The organism is Kosmotoga sp. DU53 (assembly GCF_001639905.1).
GTDB classification, from domain to species: domain Bacteria; phylum Thermotogota; class Thermotogae; order Petrotogales; family Kosmotogaceae; genus Kosmotoga; species Kosmotoga olearia.
Genome location: NZ_JGCK01000021.1, coordinates 29,400 through 51,699, shown reverse-complemented (window position 1 = coordinate 51,699; position 22,300 = coordinate 29,400). Strand labels below are relative to the sequence as shown.

The 22,300-nt window shown below is 43.0% G+C and carries 22 protein-coding genes and 2 tRNA genes; 12 read left to right on the top strand and 12 right to left on the bottom strand.

All coding sequences use genetic code 11. The features are described from left to right. Nucleotides 1-37: 37 nt before the first annotated feature. Nucleotides 38-128, bottom strand: a tRNA-Ser gene (locus DU53_RS03175). 89 nt (nt 129-217) lie between these two features. On the opposite strand from DU53_RS03175, the gene glmM reads away from it, so the two are divergent. Together glmM and uvrA are read left to right on the top strand one after the other, a co-directional pair. Continuing rightward, a complete protein-coding gene (gene glmM, locus DU53_RS03170) occupies nt 218-1,531 on the top strand; it encodes a phosphoglucosamine mutase (RefSeq protein ID WP_012744564.1) in 1,314 nt (437 codons plus the stop codon). Further along, nucleotides 1,524-4,352 carry an excinuclease ABC subunit UvrA gene (gene uvrA / locus DU53_RS03165; protein WP_012744563.1) on the top strand — a complete coding sequence of 943 codons (2,829 nt, stop codon included), beginning with the start codon at nt 1,524-1,526 and terminating at the stop codon, nt 4,350-4,352. The genes glmM and uvrA overlap by 8 nt, the downstream gene beginning before the upstream one ends. A gap of 64 nt (nt 4,353-4,416) precedes the next feature. Here uvrA and DU53_RS03160 read toward each other — a convergent pair. The 10 genes from DU53_RS03160 to DU53_RS03115 all read right to left on the bottom strand — a co-directional run bounded on the left by DU53_RS03160 (nt 4,417) and on the right by DU53_RS03115 (nt 13,699). Next, nucleotides 4,417-4,492, bottom strand: a tRNA-Ala gene (locus tag DU53_RS03160). Nucleotides 4,493-4,528: 36 nt separating this feature from the next. Next, nucleotides 4,529-5,698, bottom strand: a complete 1,170-nt coding sequence (locus tag DU53_RS03155) for a phosphopentomutase (protein ID WP_012744562.1) — start codon at nt 5,696-5,698, stop codon at nt 4,529-4,531. 4 nt (nt 5,699-5,702) lie between these two features. Beyond that, nucleotides 5,703-6,275 carry a pyruvate kinase alpha/beta domain-containing protein gene (locus tag DU53_RS03150; protein WP_012744561.1) on the bottom strand — a complete coding sequence of 191 codons (573 nt, stop codon included), beginning with the start codon at nt 6,273-6,275 and terminating at the stop codon, nt 5,703-5,705. A 154-nt stretch (nt 6,276-6,429) separates the two neighbouring features. Further along, the gene (locus DU53_RS03145; RefSeq protein ID WP_012744560.1) at nt 6,430-7,707 is read right to left on the bottom strand and encodes an MFS transporter; all 1,278 of its coding nucleotides are present in this window, start codon (nt 7,705-7,707) and stop codon (nt 6,430-6,432) included. A gap of 25 nt (nt 7,708-7,732) precedes the next feature. After that, complete coding sequence (locus DU53_RS03140; protein ID WP_063727425.1) at nt 7,733-8,239, bottom strand: transcription repressor NadR; 507 nt, start codon at nt 8,237-8,239, stop codon at nt 7,733-7,735. 319 nt (nt 8,240-8,558) lie between these two features. Then, nucleotides 8,559-10,037, bottom strand: a complete 1,479-nt coding sequence (locus DU53_RS03135) for an FGGY-family carbohydrate kinase (protein ID WP_063727424.1) — start codon at nt 10,035-10,037, stop codon at nt 8,559-8,561. Between the two features lie 115 nt (nt 10,038-10,152). Next, on the bottom strand, nt 10,153-11,634 hold the full coding sequence (locus tag DU53_RS03130; RefSeq protein ID WP_063727422.1) for a rhamnulokinase family protein: 1,482 nt from the start codon (nt 11,632-11,634) through the stop codon (nt 10,153-10,155). Nucleotides 11,635-11,645: 11 nt separating this feature from the next. Beyond that, on the bottom strand, nt 11,646-12,620 hold the full coding sequence (locus tag DU53_RS03125) for a carbohydrate kinase (RefSeq protein WP_063727420.1): 975 nt from the start codon (nt 12,618-12,620) through the stop codon (nt 11,646-11,648). Between the two features lie 9 nt (nt 12,621-12,629). Beyond that, complete coding sequence (locus tag DU53_RS03120) at nt 12,630-13,277, bottom strand: transaldolase family protein (protein ID WP_063727418.1); 648 nt, start codon at nt 13,275-13,277, stop codon at nt 12,630-12,632. Next, on the bottom strand, nt 13,277-13,699 hold the full coding sequence (locus DU53_RS03115) for an RbsD/FucU family protein (RefSeq protein WP_063727416.1): 423 nt from the start codon (nt 13,697-13,699) through the stop codon (nt 13,277-13,279). Before DU53_RS03115 ends, DU53_RS03120 begins: the two co-directional genes overlap by 1 nt. 261 nt (nt 13,700-13,960) lie before the next feature. Here DU53_RS03115 and DU53_RS03110 point away from each other — a divergent pair, with 261 nt between their 5' ends. Then, the gene (locus DU53_RS03110) at nt 13,961-14,170 is read left to right on the top strand and encodes a helix-turn-helix transcriptional regulator (RefSeq protein ID WP_063727414.1); all 210 of its coding nucleotides are present in this window, start codon (nt 13,961-13,963) and stop codon (nt 14,168-14,170) included. Beyond that, nucleotides 14,161-14,796, top strand: coding sequence for a hypothetical protein (locus DU53_RS03105; RefSeq protein WP_063727412.1), 636 nt, complete (start codon nt 14,161-14,163; stop codon nt 14,794-14,796). Before DU53_RS03110 ends, DU53_RS03105 begins: the two co-directional genes overlap by 10 nt. Before the next feature lie 51 nt (nt 14,797-14,847). Here DU53_RS03105 and DU53_RS03100 read toward each other — a convergent pair whose 3' ends face one another. Further along, entirely contained in the window at nt 14,848-15,450 is a 603-nt protein-coding gene (locus DU53_RS03100; protein ID WP_063727410.1) for a DUF2202 domain-containing protein, read from the bottom strand. Between the two features lie 437 nt (nt 15,451-15,887). Between DU53_RS03100 and DU53_RS12735 the strand changes: the two genes are divergently transcribed. From DU53_RS12735 to cobO, 8 genes are all read left to right on the top strand, one after another. After that, nucleotides 15,888-16,274, top strand: a complete 387-nt coding sequence (locus tag DU53_RS12735) for a LacI family DNA-binding transcriptional regulator (RefSeq protein ID WP_235599678.1) — start codon at nt 15,888-15,890, stop codon at nt 16,272-16,274. Next, nucleotides 16,168-16,884, top strand: coding sequence for a LacI family DNA-binding transcriptional regulator (locus DU53_RS12730; RefSeq protein WP_369816068.1), 717 nt, complete (start codon nt 16,168-16,170; stop codon nt 16,882-16,884). The genes DU53_RS12735 and DU53_RS12730 overlap by 107 nt, the downstream gene beginning before the upstream one ends. Next, nucleotides 16,871-18,364, top strand: a complete 1,494-nt coding sequence (locus DU53_RS03090) for a sugar ABC transporter ATP-binding protein (RefSeq protein WP_153020811.1) — start codon at nt 16,871-16,873, stop codon at nt 18,362-18,364. Before DU53_RS12730 ends, DU53_RS03090 begins: the two co-directional genes overlap by 14 nt. Before the next feature lie 5 nt (nt 18,365-18,369). Next, nucleotides 18,370-19,299: an ABC transporter permease gene (locus tag DU53_RS03085; RefSeq protein WP_012745103.1), complete on the top strand. Its 930-nt coding sequence runs from the start codon at nt 18,370-18,372 to the stop codon at nt 19,297-19,299. 41 nt (nt 19,300-19,340) lie between these two features. Continuing rightward, nucleotides 19,341-20,219, top strand: coding sequence for a ribose ABC transporter substrate-binding protein RbsB (gene rbsB, locus DU53_RS03080; RefSeq protein WP_012745102.1), 879 nt, complete (start codon nt 19,341-19,343; stop codon nt 20,217-20,219). 51 nt (nt 20,220-20,270) lie between these two features. Further along, nucleotides 20,271-21,173 (top strand): ribokinase, encoded by a 903-nt coding sequence (gene rbsK / locus DU53_RS03075; protein WP_063727408.1) that lies wholly within the window; start codon nt 20,271-20,273, stop codon nt 21,171-21,173. Further along, entirely contained in the window at nt 21,170-21,568 is a 399-nt protein-coding gene (gene rbsD / locus DU53_RS03070; RefSeq protein ID WP_012745100.1) for a D-ribose pyranase, read from the top strand. Before rbsK ends, rbsD begins: the two co-directional genes overlap by 4 nt. A 162-nt stretch (nt 21,569-21,730) precedes the next feature. Further along, nucleotides 21,731-22,246, top strand: coding sequence for a cob(I)yrinic acid a,c-diamide adenosyltransferase (gene cobO, locus DU53_RS03065; protein WP_063727406.1), 516 nt, complete (start codon nt 21,731-21,733; stop codon nt 22,244-22,246). Nucleotides 22,247-22,300: the final 54 nt, after the last annotated feature.

Below are 22,300 nucleotides of genomic sequence, written 5' to 3'. Positions count from 1 at the left end.
TCCAACAGAAAAAAGCGGGGTATTTCTACCCCGTTCCTGGCGGAGAGAGTGGGATTTGAACCCACGGACGGGTTGTGCCCGTCACACGCTCTCCAGGCGTGCGCCTTCGACCGCTCGGCCATCTCTCCGTTACGTTCCAATTATATAAGTCGTGGTTAAAGTTGTCAATCTTATTTCGTGTTAAACTTTGAATTAGTCGAAGACGGGGGTGATTTTTGTGAAGAAACTCTTTGGAACTGACGGGATAAGAGGAATCGTTAATGAAGAGCTCACCGTGGAACTGGCGCTTAAATTAGGGAACGCGATCGGTAGGTATTTTGCCGGTAAATACGACGTCTTGATAATCGCTAAAGACACACGGAGCTCCGCGGATCTTCTGGAGAGTGCCCTGGCTGCTGGCGCAAGTTCTGCCGGGATCAACGTGGAATATGCCGGCGTAATGCCCACACCGGCGTTGGCATATATAACGAGGAAATACGACACGATAGGAGTAATGATATCCGCTTCGCATAACCCCGCTGTTTATAACGGCATAAAGGTTCTGGAAAGGGGAATGAAAATCCCTGACGAGGTTGAGGTTGAACTGGAAAATCTTATGGCCATGCCTATGAACTACACGGTTTATTCTGAAGTGGGAAAGATATGCTCAAAGGATTCTTACAGGGAAGAATACATAGAACATGTCGTCAGCATGTTCTCCGGGAAGGCGTTTCGAAACAACTCCCTTATAGTCGATGGTGCTAACGGTGCCATAACGACGGTGCTCAAGGAGGTATATTCCCGGCTCGGGATTGTGGCCGATTATACCTTCTTTGAACCAAACGGCATAAATATAAACGACGGTTGTGGTTCTCTCCATCCGAAGACCCTGGGGAAAAAGCTGGATGACGATCATATCGGTGTCCTTTTCGACGGTGATGCCGACAGGTGTCTCTTTGTTCTTCCGGGTGGAACGCTCATAGATGGTGATATGCTCATGGCGTTGAATGCCGACAAGTTGCACAGGGAAGGCCGTTTGAAAAACAACACGGTGGTTGCCACCGTGATGTCGAACCTGGGTTTCGAGAAGTTCCTTGAAAGCAGGGGAATGAAGCTTCTGAGAACCCGTGTTGGAGATAAATACGTGCTGGAAAAGATGATAGAAACCGGTTCCACGCTTGGCGGCGAACAATCCGGGCATATAATCTTTTTCGATAGAAGCACTACAGGAGACGGTCTGATTACCTCTCTTGAGACCTTGAATTCTCTTGCCGTTCTGGGGACGGATCTAAGGGAATTCTACGAGAACTTCCCCAAATTTCCCCAGCTGCTTAAAAACGTTCCCGTTGTAGATAAAAAAGCGGTTATGGAATGCGAGGATTTACATAAGCTTCTTGAAGAGCTGAAAGAGGACAGAACCTTGAGGATTGTGGTAAGGCCTTCCGGTACGGAGCCTTATATAAGGGTTATGGTGGAAGGCATGGACGAAGGAAAGGTTTCTGAAATAGTAGAAAGGATCGTGGAGGTGCTGGAGGACTGTAGCAATGAATGACTTTATCTATGTGAAAGGTGCAAGGGTACATAACCTTAAAAACATAGACGTTAAAATTCCGAAGAATTCACTGACGGTTATCACTGGGCTTTCGGGTTCCGGGAAGTCTTCCCTTGCTCTGGACACAATTTACGCTGAGGGGCAGAGGCGCTACCTGGAATCCCTCTCAAACTACGCCAGGCAGTTCCTTGGAGAGCTGAAGAAGCCGGATGTTGAGAGCATCGAAGGCCTTTCGCCGGCGATTGCTATAGAACAGAAAACGGTGAGCCACAACCCGCGTTCGACGGTGGGAACGGTTACGGAGATTCACGACTATCTGCGTATTCTCTACGCGAGAATCGGCCAACCCCACTGTCCAAAATGCGGAAGGCCCGTTGAAAAGCAATCGCTGGATGAAATTCTTGAACATGTTTCCAGGGATTTTCCTGAAGGCACCAGAATAGCTGTTTATGCTCCCATTGCTAAGGAAAAGAAAGGGGAGTTCAAAAAGGAACTGGATCTCCTCAAGAAAAAAGGGTATGTACGAATAGAGATAGACGGGATCATATACGACCTCGAAGATGAGCTCTCTCTGGATAAAAACAAGCGCCACACCATCAATCTGGTGGTGGATAGGTTGAAGGTCAGGGAAGAGAATAAATCGAGGCTCGCTGACAGTATAGAGATGGCGCTCCATGAGGGTAACGGATTCGTCGAGATAGTGAATCTCGACAATCTTCAGAAGAAGATATTCAGCGAACATTTTGCCTGTCCCGTATGCGGGATAAGTCTCCCGGAAATCAACCCAAAGATTTTCTCTTTCAACAATCCCTATGGAGCCTGTCCGGAGTGTCACGGTCTCGGGTTCACAAGGGAGTTTTCCGAAGAGCTTGTAATCGACAGGGAGCTTAGTATAAGAGATGGAGCTATCCGTGCCTTTTCTAATTCCTTCGATAGTTTTACCATGAGGATGATCATGCGGGTTCTGGAATGGCTCGGGGAGAGCCCCGATAAACCCTTCAAGGATCTTTCCGAAGAAGCTCAAAGGGTCATTCTCTACGGCACGAGAGAAGAGCTCAGCTTCTCATTCCAGTCTGAAAGGCTCTCATACAAGATAAGAAAACCCTTTGAAGGGGTTATGAACAACCTCAAGAGACGGTACAGGGAAACCCAATCCGGGGATATTCGCGAATGGATGGAAAGCAAATTTATGGTGACTCAGGAATGCCCCCGCTGTCACGGTCAGCGTTTGAGGGCAGAAGCGCTTGCTGTAAAAATAGACGGCAAAAATATCTCCGAGCTATCTGACCTAACTATCCGCGAGATATACGATTTTCTTGGGGAATTAAAGTTAACGGAGCATCAGGAAAAGATCGTCGGTGAATTGCTCAGGGAGATCAAAAGGCGCTTGAAGTTTCTTATAGATGTGGGGCTGGATTATATAACGCTGTCCCGTTCGGCTACTACCCTTTCCGGTGGGGAAGCGCAGCGAATCCGGCTTGCCACGCAGATAGGTTCAGGATTGACCGGCGTAACCTATGTGCTGGATGAGCCAACCATAGGCTTGCATTCCAGGGATAACGCGAGATTGATTAAGACCCTGAAAAATCTCCGGGATCTCGGGAACACGGTGATAGTTGTTGAACACGATGAAGAGGTCATTAGAAACTCAGACTACATAGTCGATGTAGGCCCTAAAGCCGGGATTCATGGAGGAGAGGTTGTCTTTCAGGGCCCAACCAAAAAATTGCTGGACAACCCGCCAGAAAATTCATTGACGGGAAAATATTTAAGGGGCGAGCTTAAAATCCCCAGATTTGACAGTAGAAACGTTAAGGCCAAAAAGAAATTGATCTTGAAAGGCGCAAGACAAAACAATTTGAAGTCCATAGACGTTGAGTTCCCGCTTGGAAAGTTCATCTGCGTGACCGGTGTTTCCGGAAGCGGAAAAAGCTCCCTCGTAATGGATACCCTTTATCCCGCACTGAGCAATCGGTTGAACAGGTCGCGGCTTCCCGAAGGTAAATATGACGATATTATAGGTGTAGAGGAACTCGATAATGTCATCGTGATAGATCAGAGCCCCATCGGGAGAACCCCGAGATCCAATCCGGCAACCTACACCGGTCTTTTTGACCATGTCAGGGATCTCTTTGCGAAAACACCGGAGGCTCGCGCAAGGGGTTACAAGAAAGGCCGATTTTCATTCAATGTCAAAGGCGGCCGGTGTGAAGCCTGTCAGGGGCACGGATTGCTGAAGATTGAGATGCAGTTCCTCCCGGATGTCTATGTGGAGTGTGATGTCTGTAAAGGTAAAAGGTACAACAAGGAGACCCTTGAAATCGAGTATAAGGGAAAGAACATCGCCGATGTGTTGAACATGACGGTTGAAGAGGCGCTTGAATTCTTTGAAAGGATACCGCCTTTGCAAAGAATTCTTTCGCTTCTGAACGATGTCGGGCTTGGCTATATAGCGCTTGGACAGCCGGCTACAACCCTTTCCGGTGGGGAAGCGCAGAGGATAAAGCTCGCCGCGGAGTTGAAGAAACGCTCAACTGGCAGGACTTTCTATATCCTCGACGAACCGACAACCGGGCTGCACTTCGATGACGTTTCAAAACTTGTTAAGGTTCTGGGAAGGCTTGTGGAAAAAGGAAACACCGTTGTTGTCGTTGAGCACAACATGGACGTGGTAAAAAATGCCGATTACATAATCGATCTTGGCCCCGAAGGCGGAGATGGTGGCGGGCAGATCGTTGTTGCGGGAACCCCTGAAGAGGTAGCGGCCTGTAAAAAGAGCTACACAGGCTATTATCTACGGAAACATTTGAACCTTAAATAGAGGCTATTAGAAGGAAAAATGGAGAACATAAAGAGGGGGGAGCTTTCGCTCCCCCTTTTATCATTGGTGGAGTCGATGGGATTCGAACCCACGACTTTCGCCTTGCGAAGGCGACGCGCTCCCGACTGCGCTACGACCCCACACGATGGATATTATAACGTGAAGCAAGAAAAAGGTCAATCGAGAATTTCTTTTTTGAAACTGGTACCGTTTTCCATTGGCTCGACTCCGAAGAGATCGAGAATGGTTTGTCCAAGGTCCGCGAAGGTTTCGCGCTCTCCAAGGAATACATTTTCTTTCACATGCCTTCCATAGACTAGTAGAGGAACCTTTTCTCTCGAATGATCCGTGGAAGGGGTCGTTGGGTCACAGCCATGATCAGCTGTGATGAAGAGAACGTCATCTGGCCTCATCGTTCCAATAATTTCTGGAAGCCGCGCATCGAATTCTTCCAGTGCTTTAGCATAGCCTTCAGGGTTGTTTCTGTGGCCGTATTTCATATCAAAGTCAACCAGGTTAGTGAATATGAGGCCTTTATCAACTTTCCTTATGTAATCGAGGGTTTTGTCCACTCCGTCCATGTTATCCTTTGTCTTAACATATTCGGTAATTCCGTGGCCATCATAGATGTCGTTTATTTTTCCCACCGCGTAAACGGGAACCCCGTTTTCAACGAGATATTCGAGTGCGATCTTTCCTTCAGGTGGGAGGGAATAGTCGTGCCTTCTTGGAGTCCTCGTATAATTTGGCCACTCACCTATGAAAGGTCTCGCAATGACACGGGCGACCTTGTATCCACTCTCATTCAAGATCTTTCTCGCAATTTCACAGTATTTGTAGAGCTCAGGAACAGGAACAATTTCCTCATGAGCGGCTATCTGGAAAACACTGTCGGCGGATGTGTAAACGATGAGCGCTCCGGTTTTCTCGTGTTCCCGACCGAGTTCCTTGATTATCTCTGTCCCCGAAGCGGGCTTGTTACCTATGACCTTTCTTCCAGTCTCTTTTTCGAAGGGCTCTATAATTTCAGGCGGGAATCCATTTGGAAACATGTCAAAGGGCTTTTCTAAAATGATACCCATGAATTCCCAGTGTCCCGTGGTTGTATCCTTCCCGGGGCTCTTCTCAAGCATTCTACCGTAAGCTCCAAGTGCGTGGTCTGTTGGTGGTACGCCGAGAATATCCGTTAGATTCCCGAGGCCAAGCCTTTGTGAGTTGGGCATGTGAAGCCCGCCAACCGCTTTGGCTGTGTTGCCAAAGGTATTTGAGCCTTTGTCTCCGTATTTTTCAGCATCAGGCATTTCACCAATACCTGCACTGTCAAGAACAATTATTATTGCTCTCATTTAATCAACTCCTTCGTGAATAAAATTCTGATGGAATAGCCAGCAACCTTCCAAAACGGAATTCAGAAAGGTCTCTGGTGTTACAAGCTTTTAGAATGTATGCGGTATCGAGCCCTTTTCCGGTACCACCAGCAGAGATAACCCACTGATCTATCGGTATCAATCCTGCATCAGCAGCCATAAGAGCGATTTCCACAGCTACCTTTGTTCCTTCGCCGAAAAGTCTCAAAGCAGCAGCGAAAAACTGCGGAGGATAAACTCCTCCAAACTTCTTATAAAAATAGCCTTCCAGTCCTCTGAAAAGATGTGTTGTTGTGAGTATTTTGTGTCTGGTGTTTTCGTATAGCTTCCTTACCTCAGGATCAAATTCGTCAACTCCGGACTTTCTGAATCCAACGCTATGGGTAACGATAACCAGATCGATATCTTCCGGTACCATTTCAAGTGCCTTTGTTGCTACTTTTCCCCGGGTAGAAGGAAGGACCACGTGTCTTATGCCTTCTTTAACAGCCGTTTCAAATACCAGATCGAGTACAGCATCAGTATTATGTTCACCGGGTTCTGAGAAGTAGAGCATTCTATCCCTCCTCTCATATCTCTCATAAAATGATACCATGATTTCACAGAATTGCATGGAGGAAGAGCACCTCCTTCAAAAAGAAGCAATCAGGTTTTCATCAATAAAAAACGGGGACAGTATTGTCCCCATTTCCTTTTTTTAATTGGAGGTGTTATTCTACGGGTTTTCCCCGGGTTTCGATTCCAAAAGTGGCGTTCAGGATAACAGTCGTTATAGCCAGCAGTGACATGGGGATCATGACCCAGGTAATAGAACCGGTTTTATCCATCATGAAGGCGGTATAATAGGGAGCTATGATTCCAGCGATTCTTGCCATCACTCCGGCCGAACCATTTCCCAGGCCGCGCATCTCGGTAGGATAGAGTTCCGGTGTGTAGGCATAAACCATTCCCCAGGCGCCAAGACAGAAAACGGACATTACGACACTTGAAAACAGGAGCATTCCCTGGCTATTGACAGCTGCAAGAAGCAGTGCGGATACAGCGGTTCCGCTAAAGAAGAACATGATGCTCTTCTTTCGTCCTATTCTTTCAATAAGGTATGCAGCAAGCAAATAACCAGGAAGCTGCATCATCAACATAAAGAATGTGTACATGAGGGCATTCCCCGGAGCGATTCCCTTGGAACGGAAGATCTTCGGGGCCCAGATGAAGAGGCCGTAGTAAATAAAACTAACGGTGAACCAGCTAAACCAGACCATCAGTGTACGAGGTGCAAAGCGCTTCGACAGGATCTCGAGAAAAGGAACTTTCTTTATTTTGTGCATTTCTACTTTCTCATCTATCTTTGTTCCGAGAGCTTTTTCTAGAGCTCTCCTGCCCCCTCTCATATAGGCGAACTTTGGGCTTTCGGGAAGAAGGGAGACCACAGCGAGAAGCGGCAAAGAAACCAGAGTGAGGAGGTAGTAGGACGCTCTCCAACCAAACACGCCCAGTGTCAAAATGGTATAAACCCCCAGCAGAATACTTCCAATAGCCCAGCTGGCTTCAAGCAGTGTCAGATAAAGCCCCCGTATTTTTATGGCCGTGAATTCAGTCAGATAGGCGTTGACAACCGGTAAGAGCCCGCCGTAACCAACCCCTGCTAAAAAACGGTTGATGATGAAATTCGTCCCATCGGAAGAAGCCCCCGTTAAACCGGAAAATAGCCCTGCTAAAACCAGAAACATGATATTGCCCACTTTTCTTCCAAAAATATCGGAGATAAAACCGGAACTCAAAGCTCCCACAAGCATCCCCATGAAGACGGAGCTCGCTATGGTACCTTTGAGCTCTGCAGCGCCTGGAAGTTCTTTGAGTATCGACGGGAGTGTTAATGACAACACCATCACACCAGCCGCTACAAGCATCCATTCAAGCGATGTCACAAGAAGAATTCTCAATTGCCTGGCGCGGGACACGTATTTTTCCACAACTTTATCGATGATCATCCATACCACCTCCAAAATTGTTACGTTATTTGAGCAGATAACCCTTCTCATCCAGATTTTTTATGATTGTATCCATGATTTTTTGATTTGGAGCCTCAATCGTATGAAGATGTATTCCGTCTTTCGAGACTGCCAGAAGTGGTGATGCACTGCTACCTTTGAGTAGTGAAATGAATCTGATGACATCTTCTTCTGTACTCACACCTATATTTCCCTTCAATTCGCCATAAACAGGATGTTCAACGATCACATCCACAACACTTCCGCCGTTTCTCACAATGGTTAAAAGTTCATCCATGATGTTCTCACTACCGTGTGCAACGGCAACCAGTTTCTTAACGGTTTTCTGTTTTTTTAAGAGATATCCATGAGCGGTTGAAAGGATTTCATGCCCTGCATTTCTGAGGGTTGCAATATCTCTGACGATCATCTGCCTACTCACATTGAGTTTTTCTGCGAGTTCCAATCCACTTATTGGTTGTTCGGCACTTGACAGTATTTCGAGAATTCCCTCCAGCCTTTTTTCGCGCATTCGTATCACCTCTTCGTATCTGATAATAGCAGTAAATTTACAGAAAATCAAGAAGTTGAACTTTACAGTGGGAATAAGAAAAAATCATCATTATCATCATATATAGAAAGTAAAACTATTTGAGAAGATGGATCCAATTCTGGAGAATATAAAAAAGTTCAGATATACCCGGAGACTTTTACTACATTGGAGAAGTAACTGGAGTACACAAACAAAGAACATGTTCCTGTTGTCAGGAACATTTTCGATTTAATCGTAAAAATCCTCCGTTTTTTGTTCTAAAAAACTACGATATGGAATAAATGAAGTACCTATCTTTTCATAAAACACTTGTTTTTATACCGTCGTAAAGTCTTTTGAATTTGTTGTATGCTTCATCGTACATGGGTACCCAATTTGATTCAGGTTTCGTTATTTTTTCTTCTGGCAACCATTTCTTTATCTCTTTCATATCTTCAAAAAGACCTATAGCTAATCCTGCCAGGAAACAATCTCCATAAGGAGCATCGAAAGATATGGGGTATGAAAGAACCTCGCGATTCAACACGGAGGCGGCTATTTTCAACCACAGAGAGCTGCTGGCAACTCCACCGACTACTCCCGTTTTGTTGTTTATCGGTATTTTAGCGGTTTTTGCCACTTCAATATTGAGCCTTAATATATAGGCAATCGCCTCTAAGAACGCTCTATAAAGGTGACCTTCACCGTGGCTCAAGCTGAGTCCGTAGAGACACCCACGAATGTCCATATCCCACAGTGGGGCCCTTTCACCCATGAAGAATGGTAATACGGTTAGGCCTTCCGAACCTGGTTCAATTTTTTCAGCCATCGCTTCAAGTTCTTTTAAATCTTTCCCGCTAAAACTCTTTTTGAGCCATTCTATTATCGCACCAGCGGTTGTAGCACCCCCGAAGGTATACACGAGCTCTTTACCTCTAACAACATAAGGAAAATTCACAAAATGCCAATCAAGATGGTCGCCGTTATGAATTGTGCCCCAGCACATAGATGTTCCTATCATCGCGGTATTCTCACCTGTTTTGCAAACTCCAGACGCCAGCGTAGCCACAGCTGCATCAACACCACCAGATACAATTGGAGTTCCTTCTTTAAAACCTGTTACCTGTGCCATTTCCTTTGTGAGTCTACCTACAGTTGTTTCAGAGGACTCAATTCTCTCCGGCATTATATTTTCCGGGATATCCAGCTCTTCCAAAAGTTCTTTTGACCAGGCTCGCTTTTTTAAATCGAAAATGCCGCCAATATTACCCGCAGAAGAAAAATCTGTCGAAATCTGGTTTGTAAGTTTGTAAATCACGTAATCTTTTGGTGGCAAAAATAAAGCAATTTTTTTCCATACATCTGGCTCGTTGTCTCGTATCCACATGATTTTCGTGAAGCCATAGTATGGGTCGACTGTATTACCGGTAATTTCGAATAGTTTGTTATTGTCTATGTTTGCCTTAACCCACTTCGTTTGTTCGACGGCACGTTTATCCATCCAGATAAGGGTTGGATAAACGGGATTTATTTCATGGTCAAGCGGTACTCCCGCTCCGCCATATAAACCACTTATCGCAATTGCCTTAATAGTTCCGGCATCAATCGTTTCTCCTATTTTCTTCATTACTTTTATAACTGCTTCAAACCAGGTTTCTGCGTCACATTCTGCCCATAAAGGTTTTGGCGTTCTTATAGAATACCCTGTACTTGCAGAGGCAATTTCTTTTCCATTAGAGTCGGTCACAATGGCTTTTGTTGAGCTGGTTCCTATATCTATCCCCATTAAAAGATCCATACAATCCCTCCCATTTATGGAAAACTTCGTTCTTGAAGGCCTTCGATGATCGAAAAACCTGGATTGTCTTTATTTAAAGGACTCATTTAAGCTGAACCATAGTGTCTTTTGTATACTAAAGAATCTGTTTCGAAGCCGCTCTTAGTTCCCTCCATTTTTCATACATATCATTCCAATATTGCTCTTGCTGTGGTTCAAAGATTTCGAAATCAAAGGATCTACGAATTATTTCATGACCTTCTTCCAGGTTTTTAAGATGACCAGCAGCAATCATTTGAACAATTATGCTTCCAGTAGCTGTACCTTCAATCGGACCAGTTTCAACAGGTAAGTTTGTTGCATTGGCGATTAACTGACACAACAATCTATTTCTTACTCCACCTCCTATCATGTGGACCTTATCTAAATTCTTACCCGTAAGCATTTCAAGCTGGTCCTTTATTAGTCTCGTTTTTAATGCGATTCCTTCCAGAGCTGTTCTAACTACCTCACCATCACTCTGAAGAGTCTTGCCTGAAAATCTCCTGGAATTTTTTATAATCGCTGCTTCCATATCATCTGGATTTTGAAATTCATGAGAATCAGGATCAATCATACCTTGAAACGGAGATGCGTTTCTCGCTAATTCCTCTAGAGTTTTATAATTTAGATTGTGCCTTTTTTCCTTCCATTTTCTCAATAATCTCTGAATTAACCACAATCCTGTTATATTTTGCAACAACCTATAACGCCCATCATAACATCCTTCATTTGCAAAATTTAACTGGATTACCTTTTCGGTTATCATAGGTTTGTCAAGAAAAACCCCTTCTACAGCCCAGGTACCGATACTGATAAACATCATTCTGTATTTATCATCCGGTATTGAAGCAACCGCAGAACCAGTATCGTGAGAAGCCGGAAGAACTATTTTTACATTGTTTTTCAGCCATTTGAAGTTTTTCGAGTTGATGATTTCGAGGATTGTTCCTGATGAAACAACCCGGGGTAAAATATCTGGAATTCCAAAAACCTCCATGATTTCTTTATCCCAGGTGTTGTGATGCGGATTGTATAACTGAGTTGTTGTTGCAATGGTAAATTCTATGACTTTTTTCCCGGTAAGAAAATAACTCAACAAAGATGGAATCATAAGTAATGTGTGTGCACTCTTCAAATAAGGAGACGACATTTCTTTTAATGCTATCAACTGATAAAGCGTATTGAATGGCTTGAACTGTGCAGGTGCACGCTTGAAAATCCATTCTTTTCCCACTTCATCTATAACACGTTCCATGACATCGGTTTTGAACATATTACGATAATGAAAGGGATTACCCACTAAAAAACCGGCTTTATCCAAAAGGCCAAAATCAACTCCCCATGTATCGATACCAACAGTTTCAAGTTCCACCTCCGAAACTTTTGCTGCTTTTTTTATGCTTTCAAGTACATTATTGTATAAATAAAGTACATCCCAGTATGTATAACCATTTATCTCGACAGGAATGTTGGGAAACCTATGAATTTCTATCAACTCTAATTTTTTCCGATGAAAGACACCAAGGAGACTTTTTCCACCGGACGCTCCTATGTCTATCGCGAGAAAGCCCTTCATAAATTTCCACCTCAGCTTTTTTGTTCAAAAAGGAATGTTTCGACCTCCTGTTTATACGGCATTGAATTTGCGGCACCATATCTGGTAGCTACAATGGCAGCTTCGGCATTGGCAAACTTTGCTATTTTTTCAAGCTCCATGATAGATAACCGCACAAATTCTTCACTGTTTAGTTTGTATATATGGGATAAAACAGCTGCCATGAATGAATCCCCGCATCCTGTTGTTTCTAAAACCTTGACGTTATAACCGGGAACATGGGAAATCTCTTTGTCCTTGCAAACCAACGAACCCTTACTTCCGAGGGTCACGAATATAACGGCATCGTTTTTTGTAAGAAGTTTATTGACAGCTTTTTCCGGGTTATTTTCGCCTGTTATGTATTCCAGATCCTCATCGCTCAATTTGATAATATCGGCATTGGAAATAATTTCATTCAATAACATTCGGTAGTTCTTTTCGTTCTTTATAAGGCTTCTTCTTATATTTGGATCAAAAGATGTTTTTACGTCGGATTTTACGAATCGCCTGAAGATTTCCAGGTAAGTACTCGCTGAAGGTTCCTCCAGTAAGGATATTGATCCGCAGTGGTACAGAGAGAAATCTTGTGGATTGATATCCGGGATTTCCGTTATCTTTAAGCTCACATCCGCGGCGTTGTCACGGTAAAATCTGAATACGGGTTTTCCGTGCTTGTCTATCGCAGCGAAGGCAAGAGAGGTTTTTGTACCGGGGCTTCTGACAACGAAACGGGTTTCGATTCCCTCAGAAGCAAGGTATGAGAAAAGCGCGTCTCCGAATTCGTCTGTTCCCACCTTTCCAAGAAATGCCACGGGTACCCCGAGTCTTCGCAATCCCACCGCGATGTTGAAGGGAGAACCTCCGGGCCTTTTTTCAAAGAGTGTGGTTTCACCAAGACCGGCTCCGGGGTTCTTGGATAAGAAGTCAAGCAAAACTTCTCCAGCGCATAATACAGGATTCACCATAGCCCAGCCTCACATCCTGAATTCATTTTCAAAGATCTCAAGATCGTTCATCGGGAAATCACCTTTGATGAATTCTTTAGCAAGCTTCAAAGGTATGGTGAGTGAATCGACCCCGATAGTAATGAGTTCATAAGCACTCTGAAGTTCCTTGATACTCGCTGCGAGAATCTTTGGAGAACTATTGGTGTTAGCACCTATTTTCAACATTTCCTGAATCCATTTTACAGGATCTATTCCGGAGCGTTTCATCCTGTCAAAATAAACCGCGACATAATCCACACCAGCGGCTAAAGCTGTGTAGTACTGTCTGAGAGAGTAAACGGCAGTGGCACAGGTTTTCAATCCCATCTTCTTCAACTGTTTGGAGATAGGTGCTGCGATACTCGGCTCCCATGGAAGTTTAATTACAAACTTGGAAGCGGTTATCTTTCCGGTTTCAATCAGTTCTGCTAAAAACTGTATCCATTCAGTGTTTTTTACGCTTCCCTGAACGAAGTGCATTGTTCCCGGGATTTTTTCCAGTAGAACCACGACTTCCAGCATGGTAAGATTTGGCCTGTCCCTTTTCAAAATCGTTGGATTCGTGGTCAAACCGGAAAAGACAGGATTTTCTACCAGTTTTACAGCTTCTTCGCTGAAGTCATCGATAAACAGCATTAAAATATTACTACTCCTTTTTTGAGAATGATATTTGCATACAATGCAGTTTCACCAGTGGCCACTATGCAATATGCTTTTCTTGCCAGGTCATAAAATTCGAATCTATCTACTGCTTTCAGTTTTACCTTTTCGCCAGAAGCTTCAAGAACTTTCGTGAACTCTTTCCATATGGGTGGTTTTTCCTCTTTTCCATTGTCCATAAAAACAACGTTTATATCTGCAAAGGTATCTAATGGGAGAAAGGTTAGAATTGCTTCAAGGAGTTCTGGAATGCCAAGACCATCGGCTCTAACAACTTGTGGGCCTAAAGATTCAGCCGGAAAATTCGCATCTACCAAAACGATCTCATCGCCATGTCCCATTTTCATGAGTACAGTCATTAGATCTGGAGAAATTACTCTTGGGATGTTCTTCAACATAGCTCACACCTCCAACAGTTCATTTAGAATAAGAAATTCGTGTCTAACTTCATTCTTCTTTAAACCATTGCTGTTAAATATAAAGAAATTATACGATAAGAGTACAGCAAAATAAAAATTCTACGAGATAAAGAGAAAATTTTGTAATCTGCTGTCATATCATCAAAAGAAACAATTTTGTACAGTCTAGACAATGATTGTTGTGTAAACAATACTTGACTTAAAGTAAAGAAAAATGTACGATGATACGGGAGGGATATTATGGTGAACTATATCAAGAAAGTCAGGATTACAAAAGGGAAAATAACTCAAGAGGAACTTGCCAGAAGGGTAGGGGTAACCAGACAGACGATCATTTATATCGAAAAAGGAAAGTTTAATCCTTCGGTTAAACTGGCTCTGAAGATAGCGAAGGTTCTTGGCTGTTCCGTTGAGGAGTTATTTGAATTGGAGGAAGGTGATTGGATATGAGAACAAAGGTTTATACCCTTCTCTTCAATATTGGGGTTCTTGTTTTGATGCTCTGGTTGGCGCTGGAAGTGAATCCGTGGTTCGTTTTCCTGGGAGTTGGAATTTTTATCCGTCCCATTCTGAGATTCTTTGGTGTTCTTAAAGATCTCGATGAACGGGAACTAGCTAACGATGGTTTGTCTTCTACAATAACGCTTATAATAACGGTACTCCTTGCGATGCTGTTGTTTACGATGAAAATAGATCTGAGCTGGGATTTGTTAATAATTTTTGTGATTGTCCCGCTGGTAACCAAAGCCGCATTGTTTGCTTCCCTGACGTTTTCGCGAGAAGGGGTAATAACGTATGTAGGAAGGATAATGGGACTTATACTCGTACTCTTTGCTTTGATTTCGCATGGTTTTTCGTTCGAAACCCTGATGGAATCGATTCCGGGTTTGTTGATTCTTCTGTTTACTGAGTTATCAAGAAAGTGGCGTTGGCCTGGAATCTTTTTCTTCGTTTTTCTTGGTGTCGTGACGTATTTTTATGTTCAAAGAATGGAAAATCCGGGTATTCTTGTAACGTACGTTTTGTTTTCAATACCGCTTTTAATTTTAGGGTTAAGAAGTCTAAAGGTAGAGTAAAATGAAAAAACGGGAACGCCTTTAGCGTTCCCGTTTTTTATTTACCTGCTCTCAGAACGGGCGATACCCCATTCCTCCTCTTTCATTTGTGCCGGAGAGGATTTCCTGCATTTCTTCAATCGTTATGTACTGAGGCGTGTAATCTTCAGTTGAGAATCTCTGCAACAGTGAGTAGAAAGCTCTGAAATGATTTTCTGATCCATCCATGAGAAGGTTAAACACAGTGATTATATCTCCATTGTCTGTGGCTTCGATTCTTTCCTTCAAGTCTTTTATATCCAGTTCCTCGATGAGAAGTCCAATTTTTATTGCATCTACGAGTGATTTGCTTCCTGTTTCTACCAGCTGGGTGTAAAGTGCCTGCAGTTCTTCATTTTTGAAGACGCCTATCTCGTCAATAGTTGGATCTTCAAGGCCGTATTTTTCAATGATGTATTTAACAGCATCTACGTGGCGTTGTTCGCTTCTGGCAATGTTGGAAAAGGTTATAAGCCCCCATTTGTCGTAGAGTGTTAGATAAACGTCTCTAGCTAATTTCTCTTCTTCAACCATGAATAAAACACTGTCTACTTCAGAAGCATTAAGAGTAATTCCTGCAAAACTTACTCCTACAACTATTATCACAAGTGACAAAACTAGAATACTTTTTTTCATACTATCAACCTCCCTGGGTTAAAGTTTGTAATTCCTTGCTACACTTATAGATTACAGATTAAAACTTAGAACAGCTTTATAAAGAGCTTAGAACTTCCTTAGAATTGAGAGATATTCTTATAGTTTCAACATTCAACATGTGTATTTCAGGTTAACAAATAATGGTTTTTAGAAAGTGTAAAACCGATACATATCAGCAGACGATTAAAACATTGTTATTATCAATATAAATATAGCACAGCAACTTGTGAATACAGTCAACAATGGTACTCTTCTTTTAATTTGAGATAATGAGGATGGTTCATTTAATTAAGGATAAATCTCCCAGGATAGAAAAAATTAGCTACTAATGAAGATGAACAAAGTTGATTTTGAATCCATGGGTATGCTTAAATACTTCATGTAAACGTTTACGTAAACGTTTTCAGGAGGGGAAAATGAAGTCAAAACATGTGAGTATCAGGGATGTTGCAAAGCATGCAGGAGTATCGATAGCCACCGTTTCAAGGGTTTTCAACAAAACTTCCTTTGTTAGCGAAGAGTTGGTAGAAAAAGTTCTAACATCCGCCAGAGAGCTCGGATATCATCCCAATAGAGTTGCTCAAAGCCTTAGAAAAGGCCAAACAAAAACAATAGGGTTTTTGATTCCGGATATTGTTAATCCTTTCTTTTCCTCTATGGTGAAAGGGGCAGAAGATTTTTTGAAGTCTCTCGGGTATATTATTTTACTCTGCAGTTCTTCCGGGGACGAGAGAAAAAGAAAACGAGCTTCTTGCCACATTCTATTCAAGGAAGATAGATGGGTTAATCGCAATAACCCTTGAAGAGAACAATCCACTGATAGATTCTGCGATCTCCAAAAAGATCCCAACTATTTTGATGGATAACATTGTAAATCGTCCAACTATTTCATGCGTTGCTTCTGATAACTATGGCGGTATCAAGAAATTAATGAATTACCTTATAGAGACCGGGCATCGTTCCTTCGTCTTTTTAAGTGGTGATCCAATCATTCATTCAGCCAAAGAAAGGCTCAAAGCGTTTAAAGATACTGTTGAAGGCAGAAACGACCTCAATTTTGAAATTGTTTTTGGAGAGTACACTTATGAAAGCGGCGTTGAAATGGTTAAAAAGCTAAAACATATTCCAGATGCTGTTGTCTGCGGAAATGACATGATAGCTTTTGGGGCAATGGTTGAACTTGAAAGGCGGGGATTTCGGATACCGCAAGACGTTTCTGTTACGGGATTTGATGACATACTGTTTTCAAGGATGAGTCGGCCGCCTTTGACAACAGTCAGGCAGGACGCTTATTCAATGGGGCGTGTCGGGGCTGAATTATTAATCAGCGCGATCAACGAGGAGATTAAGAATGATGTAGTTCTTTTGGAAACAACCCTTGAGATTAGGGGGAGTACCCGTGAAAGAAAATGAGCCCATCCTGATAATGAAAGGAATTACAAAGCGTTTCCCTGGTGTACTTGCTCTAAATAAGGTAGATTTCCGGTTAAAACATGGGGAAATACACGCTCTTGTTGGTGAAAATGGAGCGGGGAAATCTACCTTAATAAAGATTTTAAGTGGAGTGCACACTCCAGATGAAGGGGAAATAATTCTTGATGGAAAGCCTATCAATTTTACCAGCCCAATTCAGGCTATCAGGGCGGGAATTTCGGTGATCTATCAGGAATTGAATCTCGTTGAGGATCTTACGGTTGCGGAAAATATATATCTTGGGAATGAAGGAGGAAGCTGGTTCAATTTACGGAAGAAAAATATTTACAGACGGGCTTCCGAGTTACTAAAAAAGCTTGGTTTTTCTATATCCGCAACGGAATTTGTTAAAGACCTAAATGTTTCGGAAAAACAGTTAGTTGAAATCGCAAAAGCCCTCGCAACCAACGCACGTATCATAGTTATGGATGAACCCACGGCAACGCTTACTGACCATGAAACAAAAATGCTCTTTGATCATGTGAGGAATCTTAAAAAGAGAGGCGTTTCGATAATTTTTATATCCCATAGATTGGAAGAAGTGTTTGAAATTGCTGATACGGTTACTGTTTTAAGAGATGGTCAGAGGATCTCTTCCGACGAAATCTCCAATTACACCAGAGAACGTCTCATTACGGATGTCGTAGGACGAAAGATTGAAAATATGTTCCCCAAAGAAAACAAAGTTTCTGATGAAATCATTTTTGAGGTTCGGGAGCTCAATGTACCGGGTTATGTACATAATGTGAGTTTCAATGTCAGGAAAGGTGAAATATTCGGGATCGCCGGGCTTGTCGGGAGCGGTAAAAGCGGGATCGCAATGGGGATCTATGGGGGCTTAAAGGCAACTGCGAAAGAATGTAAACTTCTTGGAAAAGATTATCCGATTCCAAGCAGACCGGATATCGCTCTCGAAAAAGGAGTGATCCTCGTACCGGAAGATAGAAAAAGTCAGGGTTTGGTGCTCGTCCTGAATATACTGGAGAATGTTGTCCTCCAGAATACAAAGTTTATCTCCAAGTTAGGGCATTTGAATTGGAAAGAGGGTAAGAGGATCACGAATGATATGGTAAATCGACTTGAAGTGAAGACGCCTTCTATTAAGCAAAGAGTATCGAATCTTTCGGGTGGTAACCAGCAAAAGGTTGTTCTCGCAAAAGGACTTTTAAGGAAACCAAAATTGGCCATTTTTGTTGAACCCACTAGAGGAATAGATGTTGGAGCCAAAGTCGAGGTTTATAAGCTCATGAATGAACTGGCAAACCAGGGGGTTGGTATTATAATGATTTCCTCAGAACTTCCAGAAATTATGGGAATGAGTGATAGGGTGCTTGTTATGCACCGGGGAAAGCAAAGGGAAGTTTTTGAACGTTCAGAAATGAGTCAGGAAAAAATTATAGCTGCTGCTATGGGAGGCTGAAGAGAATGTTGAAGAAAATCATTGACTTTTTCAGAAAATTCCCCATAATAGTAGGTTTTCTAGGAATCGTGATTTTATTCAGCATTTTGTCTGACCGATTCCTGACGCTGTCAAACTTTCTGAATGTTCTCAGGCAGATTTCCATAAATGCAATCATGGCTTTTGGTATGACCTTCGTGATATTGTCTGGTGGGATAGACCTTTCGGTAGGCTCTGTTTTTGCCCTTTCGGCAGTTGTGGGAGCTTCGATTTTGAAGGGCGGTTCGATACTTTGGGGTGTGCTTGCCGCCCTCGGTGTCGGAGCCGCTATGGGAACATTCAACGGTTTTATAATCGCACGAATGAAGCTTCAGCCTTTCATTGTAACACTTTCCACAATGGCAATTGCGAGAAGTTTCACACAGGTTTACACGCAGGGTAGACCAATAACCGGGTTACCCGCTGCTTTCAGAGAATTTGGTAGAGGTGAATGGCTCCAAGTACCGATTCCAATTTATATAATGGCAGGGGTTTTCGTCGCGGGATTCTACATTTTGACAAATACAAAACTCGGGTTATATACGTATTCAATAGGTGGGAATGAAGAAGCCACAAGGCTGAGCGGCGTCAAGGTTGACCGTTACAAGGTAATTATTTATATGATTAGCGGTCTTCTTTCAGCATTGAGTGCACTGATTTTAACAGCAAGGTTGAATAGTGCTCAACCGATATTCGGAATGGGGTACGAACTCGATGCGATAGCGGCGGTCGTTTTGGGAGGAACAAGCCTTTCAGGTGGTAAGGGTTCGATAATTGGAACACTATTTGGGGCTCTGGTAATGGGGATTATAAACAACGGGATGAACCTGGTGAATGTTTCACCATTCTACCAGCAAGCTGTAAAAGGTGCAGTAATACTGCTCGCCGTTATGGCTGAACGTGCGGGTCAGAAATAAAAGGGGCTATATGCCCCTATTCTGATAGGGGAGGGTTAAGTATGAAAAAGGTACTGGTGTTATTCAGTTTATTGCTTTTGGTGTCAGTCTTCGCATTGGGAGCAACTTACAGAATAGGTCTGTCTCTTTCGACACTCAACAACCCGTTCTTTGTTACGTTGAGAGACGGTGCGCTGGACATGGCAGGTAAATTGGGGGTAGAAGTTATCGTTGCAGATGCTCAGGACAACCCGGCGAAACAGCTCAGCGATATCGAAGACTTCATTCAACAACGTCTAGATCTGATAATCATCAACCCAACTGACAGTGATGCAATCGTAACGGCAGTTGAGGAAGCAAACGATGCCGGCATTCCTGTGATAACAGTTGACAGAGCTTCCAATGGTGGAAAGGTTGTTTGCCACATCGCTTCTGATAACGTTGCCGGTGGAAGGATGGCCGGTGAATTTGTGGCGAAACTTCTTGGTGGAAAAGGTAAGGTCGTTGAACTGGAAGGTATAGTTGGAACTTCCGCTGCGAGAGATCGCGGAAAAGGTTTTGAAGAAGCTATAGCAAAATACCCCGGGATAAAGCTGGTAGCAAAACAGACCGCTAACTTCAACAGAGCGGAAGGGTTAATAGTTATGGAAAACATTCTTCAGGCACATCCAGACATCGACGCCGTTTTTGCCCAGAACGATGAAATGGCACTTGGAGCGATTGAGGCGATCAAAGCAGCCGGACTGCTTGGAAAGATCTACGTAGTTGGTTTTGATGCCATCGATGATGCTGTTGAAGCAGTCAAAAAAGGCGAAATGGCTGCGACCATTGCCCAGCAACCTTACAAGATGGGAGAGCTTGCAGTTCTCAAAGCCTTCGAGTACTTAACAACAGGCTCTATTTATATCCCTGTTGATCTAAAACTTGTTGTGAATGAATAATGAAAAAGGAGGGGGAATGTCCCCCCCTCCGTTTTTTGTGGAGGGATTCGTATGATAGCAGTAGTCGGAAGCAACAATGTTGATGTAGTTCTCACGGTTGACCATTTCACGCGCGCTGGTGAAACTCAAAAGTGCACAACACTGAATTATTTTCCTGGTGGAAAAGGAGCCAATCAAGCAGTAGCTGCTAAAAAGTTAGGAGCAGAGGTTTATTTCCTGACATGTGTAGGCAATGATGGAAATGCGCAGTTTGCCGTTGGAAGCTTGAAAAAAGCAGGCTTAGAGAAAGGAATTAAGAGAGTTGATTCTTCCAATGGCATGGCGATAATTGAAGTTGAAGCTTCGGGTAACAACCGGATAGTAATCTATCCCGGTGCAAACGATTATCTTACTGAAAGTGTTGTAGAAGCTGCGAGAGATGAGCTTTTGAAAGCAGACGTGCTTTTGTTGCAGAATGAGATTCCATTCTCTGCAACTTTTCATGTTGCTCGTTTGTTTCATGAAGCGGGAAAACTCGTTATTTTCGATCCAGCACCTTCGAAAGGTATAACGAAAGAGATTTTTCAGTACGTTGACATAATCACTCCGAACGAGTCGGAAGCAGTTTCACTGGTAGGTGATTTGCCGCCAGAAATGCTGATTAAGGAATTGAAGAAACTTGGCTGTAAAAATGTACTGTTGAAACTTGGTGAGAAAGGAACTATCTTCTCTGGAGAACTTGGTGAATTCTCTCTTGATGCTTTCAAGGTTGATGCAGTGGATACAACCGCTGCTGGCGATACGTTTAATGGAGCTCTCGCGGTGGCTATCGAAAATGGGCTCGACATGATTGAAGCAGTTAAATTTGCGAGTGCCGCTGCTGCAATTTCAGTTACACGGATGGGGGCACAACCGTCCTGTCCAACACTTGAAGAGGTCAGGTTCTTCCTTGATGAACGCGGGGTGAAGATATGAAGCGCAGCGGAATTATAAACAGGGAGATTGCCAGAATAGCTGCGGAAATGGGGCATATGGACAGAATAACAGTTTGTGACTGTGGTTTCCCAATACCTGACGGCGCTAAAGTCGTAGATTTGTCGATTATCAAAGGTTTTCCCAGGTTGATCGATGTTCTCAAAGCGTTGCGAGAGGAACTTATTATAGAGAAAATAATTTTAGCGAAAGAAATCGTGGATAAAAACCCGGAAATGCACAATGCTATATTAAAGCTTTTTTCGGACGCGGCAGTTGATTACGTTGAACATTCGGAGTTTAAGAAAATCGCTGCTGTGAGTTCGAAAGCGTATATTAGAACGGGAGAAGCTACTCCATATTCCAACGTTATATTGTCTTCAGGCGTGGACTTTTAGATACACATAAATCATATCTTCAAAATTTGAGCAACTTCCCCAAGGTTCAGACGAACCTTTCTTTTTGCTTTCTTTAATCCTCATTTTAAAGCTTATGATTTTTATACCATCGTTAATGATATATTTGAGAGAGAGATACTTACCTGGTTAGGGGGCTTAAAGATGGGTAAAGGATATGTTCATGTTTATACAGGAAATGGAAAGGGTAAAACTACTGCGGCATTGGGATTAGCTTTAAGGGCGGTATGCGCCGGGAAAAAGGTTTTCTTTGGGCAATTTGTTAAAGGAATGGATTACAGTGAACTAAAGGCTGCTGACTTTCTCCCAAACTTTGTTATAGAGCAATTTGGGAGAGGATGTTTCATACACGGTGAGCCCAGCGACGAAGATGTAAAAGCCGCCAAAGATGGCCTAAGAAAACTTAAGAATATGCTGGAAGAAGGGAATTTCGATCTGGTGGTAATGGATGAGGTTAATATAGCGCTCTATTTCAAACTGATAACCTCTTCTGAGGTTATTGAAGCTGTAAATAACCGTGCCGAACATGTAGAAGTGGTTCTTACGGGAAGATACGCTCCTCAGGAGATTATTGAGATTGCAGACCTGGTTACCGAAATGAAAGAAGTGAAGCATTACTACCAGAAGGGGATTATTGCTCGAAAAGGGATTGAATTTTAGTTTTTAGAACCAAAAGATCTTTTATGTAGTCTTCTCGTTTTTGTATTCGTGTAA

What these genes read in the sequence shown, in the direction of transcription:
- uvrA (WP_012744563.1), top strand. Translation starts at nt 1,524, where the DNA reads ATGAATGACTTTATCTATGTGAAAGGTGCAAGGGTACATAACCTTAAA.
- DU53_RS03155 (WP_012744562.1), bottom strand. Translation starts at nt 5,698, where the DNA reads ATGAGAGCAATAATAATTGTTCTTGACAGTGCAGGTATTGGTGAAATG.
- DU53_RS03150 (WP_012744561.1), bottom strand. Translation starts at nt 6,275, where the DNA reads ATGCTCTACTTCTCAGAACCCGGTGAACATAATACTGATGCTGTACTC.
- DU53_RS03145 (WP_012744560.1), bottom strand. Translation starts at nt 7,707, where the DNA reads ATGATCATCGATAAAGTTGTGGAAAAATACGTGTCCCGCGCCAGGCAA.
- DU53_RS03140 (WP_063727425.1), bottom strand. Translation starts at nt 8,239, where the DNA reads ATGCGCGAAAAAAGGCTGGAGGGAATTCTCGAAATACTGTCAAGTGCC.
- DU53_RS03135 (WP_063727424.1), bottom strand. Translation starts at nt 10,037, where the DNA reads ATGGATCTTTTAATGGGGATAGATATAGGAACCAGCTCAACAAAAGCC.
- DU53_RS03130 (WP_063727422.1), bottom strand. Translation starts at nt 11,634, where the DNA reads ATGAAGGGCTTTCTCGCGATAGACATAGGAGCGTCCGGTGGAAAAAGT.
- DU53_RS03125 (WP_063727420.1), bottom strand. Translation starts at nt 12,620, where the DNA reads ATGGTGAATCCTGTATTATGCGCTGGAGAAGTTTTGCTTGACTTCTTA.
- DU53_RS03120 (WP_063727418.1), bottom strand. Translation starts at nt 13,277, where the DNA reads ATGCTGTTTATCGATGACTTCAGCGAAGAAGCTGTAAAACTGGTAGAA.
- DU53_RS03115 (WP_063727416.1), bottom strand. Translation starts at nt 13,699, where the DNA reads ATGTTGAAGAACATCCCAAGAGTAATTTCTCCAGATCTAATGACTGTA.
- DU53_RS03110 (WP_063727414.1), top strand. Translation starts at nt 13,961, where the DNA reads ATGGTGAACTATATCAAGAAAGTCAGGATTACAAAAGGGAAAATAACT.
- DU53_RS03100 (WP_063727410.1), bottom strand. Translation starts at nt 15,450, where the DNA reads ATGAAAAAAAGTATTCTAGTTTTGTCACTTGTGATAATAGTTGTAGGA.
- DU53_RS12735 (WP_235599678.1), top strand. Translation starts at nt 15,888, where the DNA reads ATGAAGTCAAAACATGTGAGTATCAGGGATGTTGCAAAGCATGCAGGA.
- DU53_RS03085 (WP_012745103.1), top strand. Translation starts at nt 18,370, where the DNA reads ATGTTGAAGAAAATCATTGACTTTTTCAGAAAATTCCCCATAATAGTA.
- rbsB (WP_012745102.1), top strand. Translation starts at nt 19,341, where the DNA reads ATGAAAAAGGTACTGGTGTTATTCAGTTTATTGCTTTTGGTGTCAGTC.
- rbsK (WP_063727408.1), top strand. Translation starts at nt 20,271, where the DNA reads ATGATAGCAGTAGTCGGAAGCAACAATGTTGATGTAGTTCTCACGGTT.
- rbsD (WP_012745100.1), top strand. Translation starts at nt 21,170, where the DNA reads ATGAAGCGCAGCGGAATTATAAACAGGGAGATTGCCAGAATAGCTGCG.
- cobO (WP_063727406.1), top strand. Translation starts at nt 21,731, where the DNA reads ATGGGTAAAGGATATGTTCATGTTTATACAGGAAATGGAAAGGGTAAA.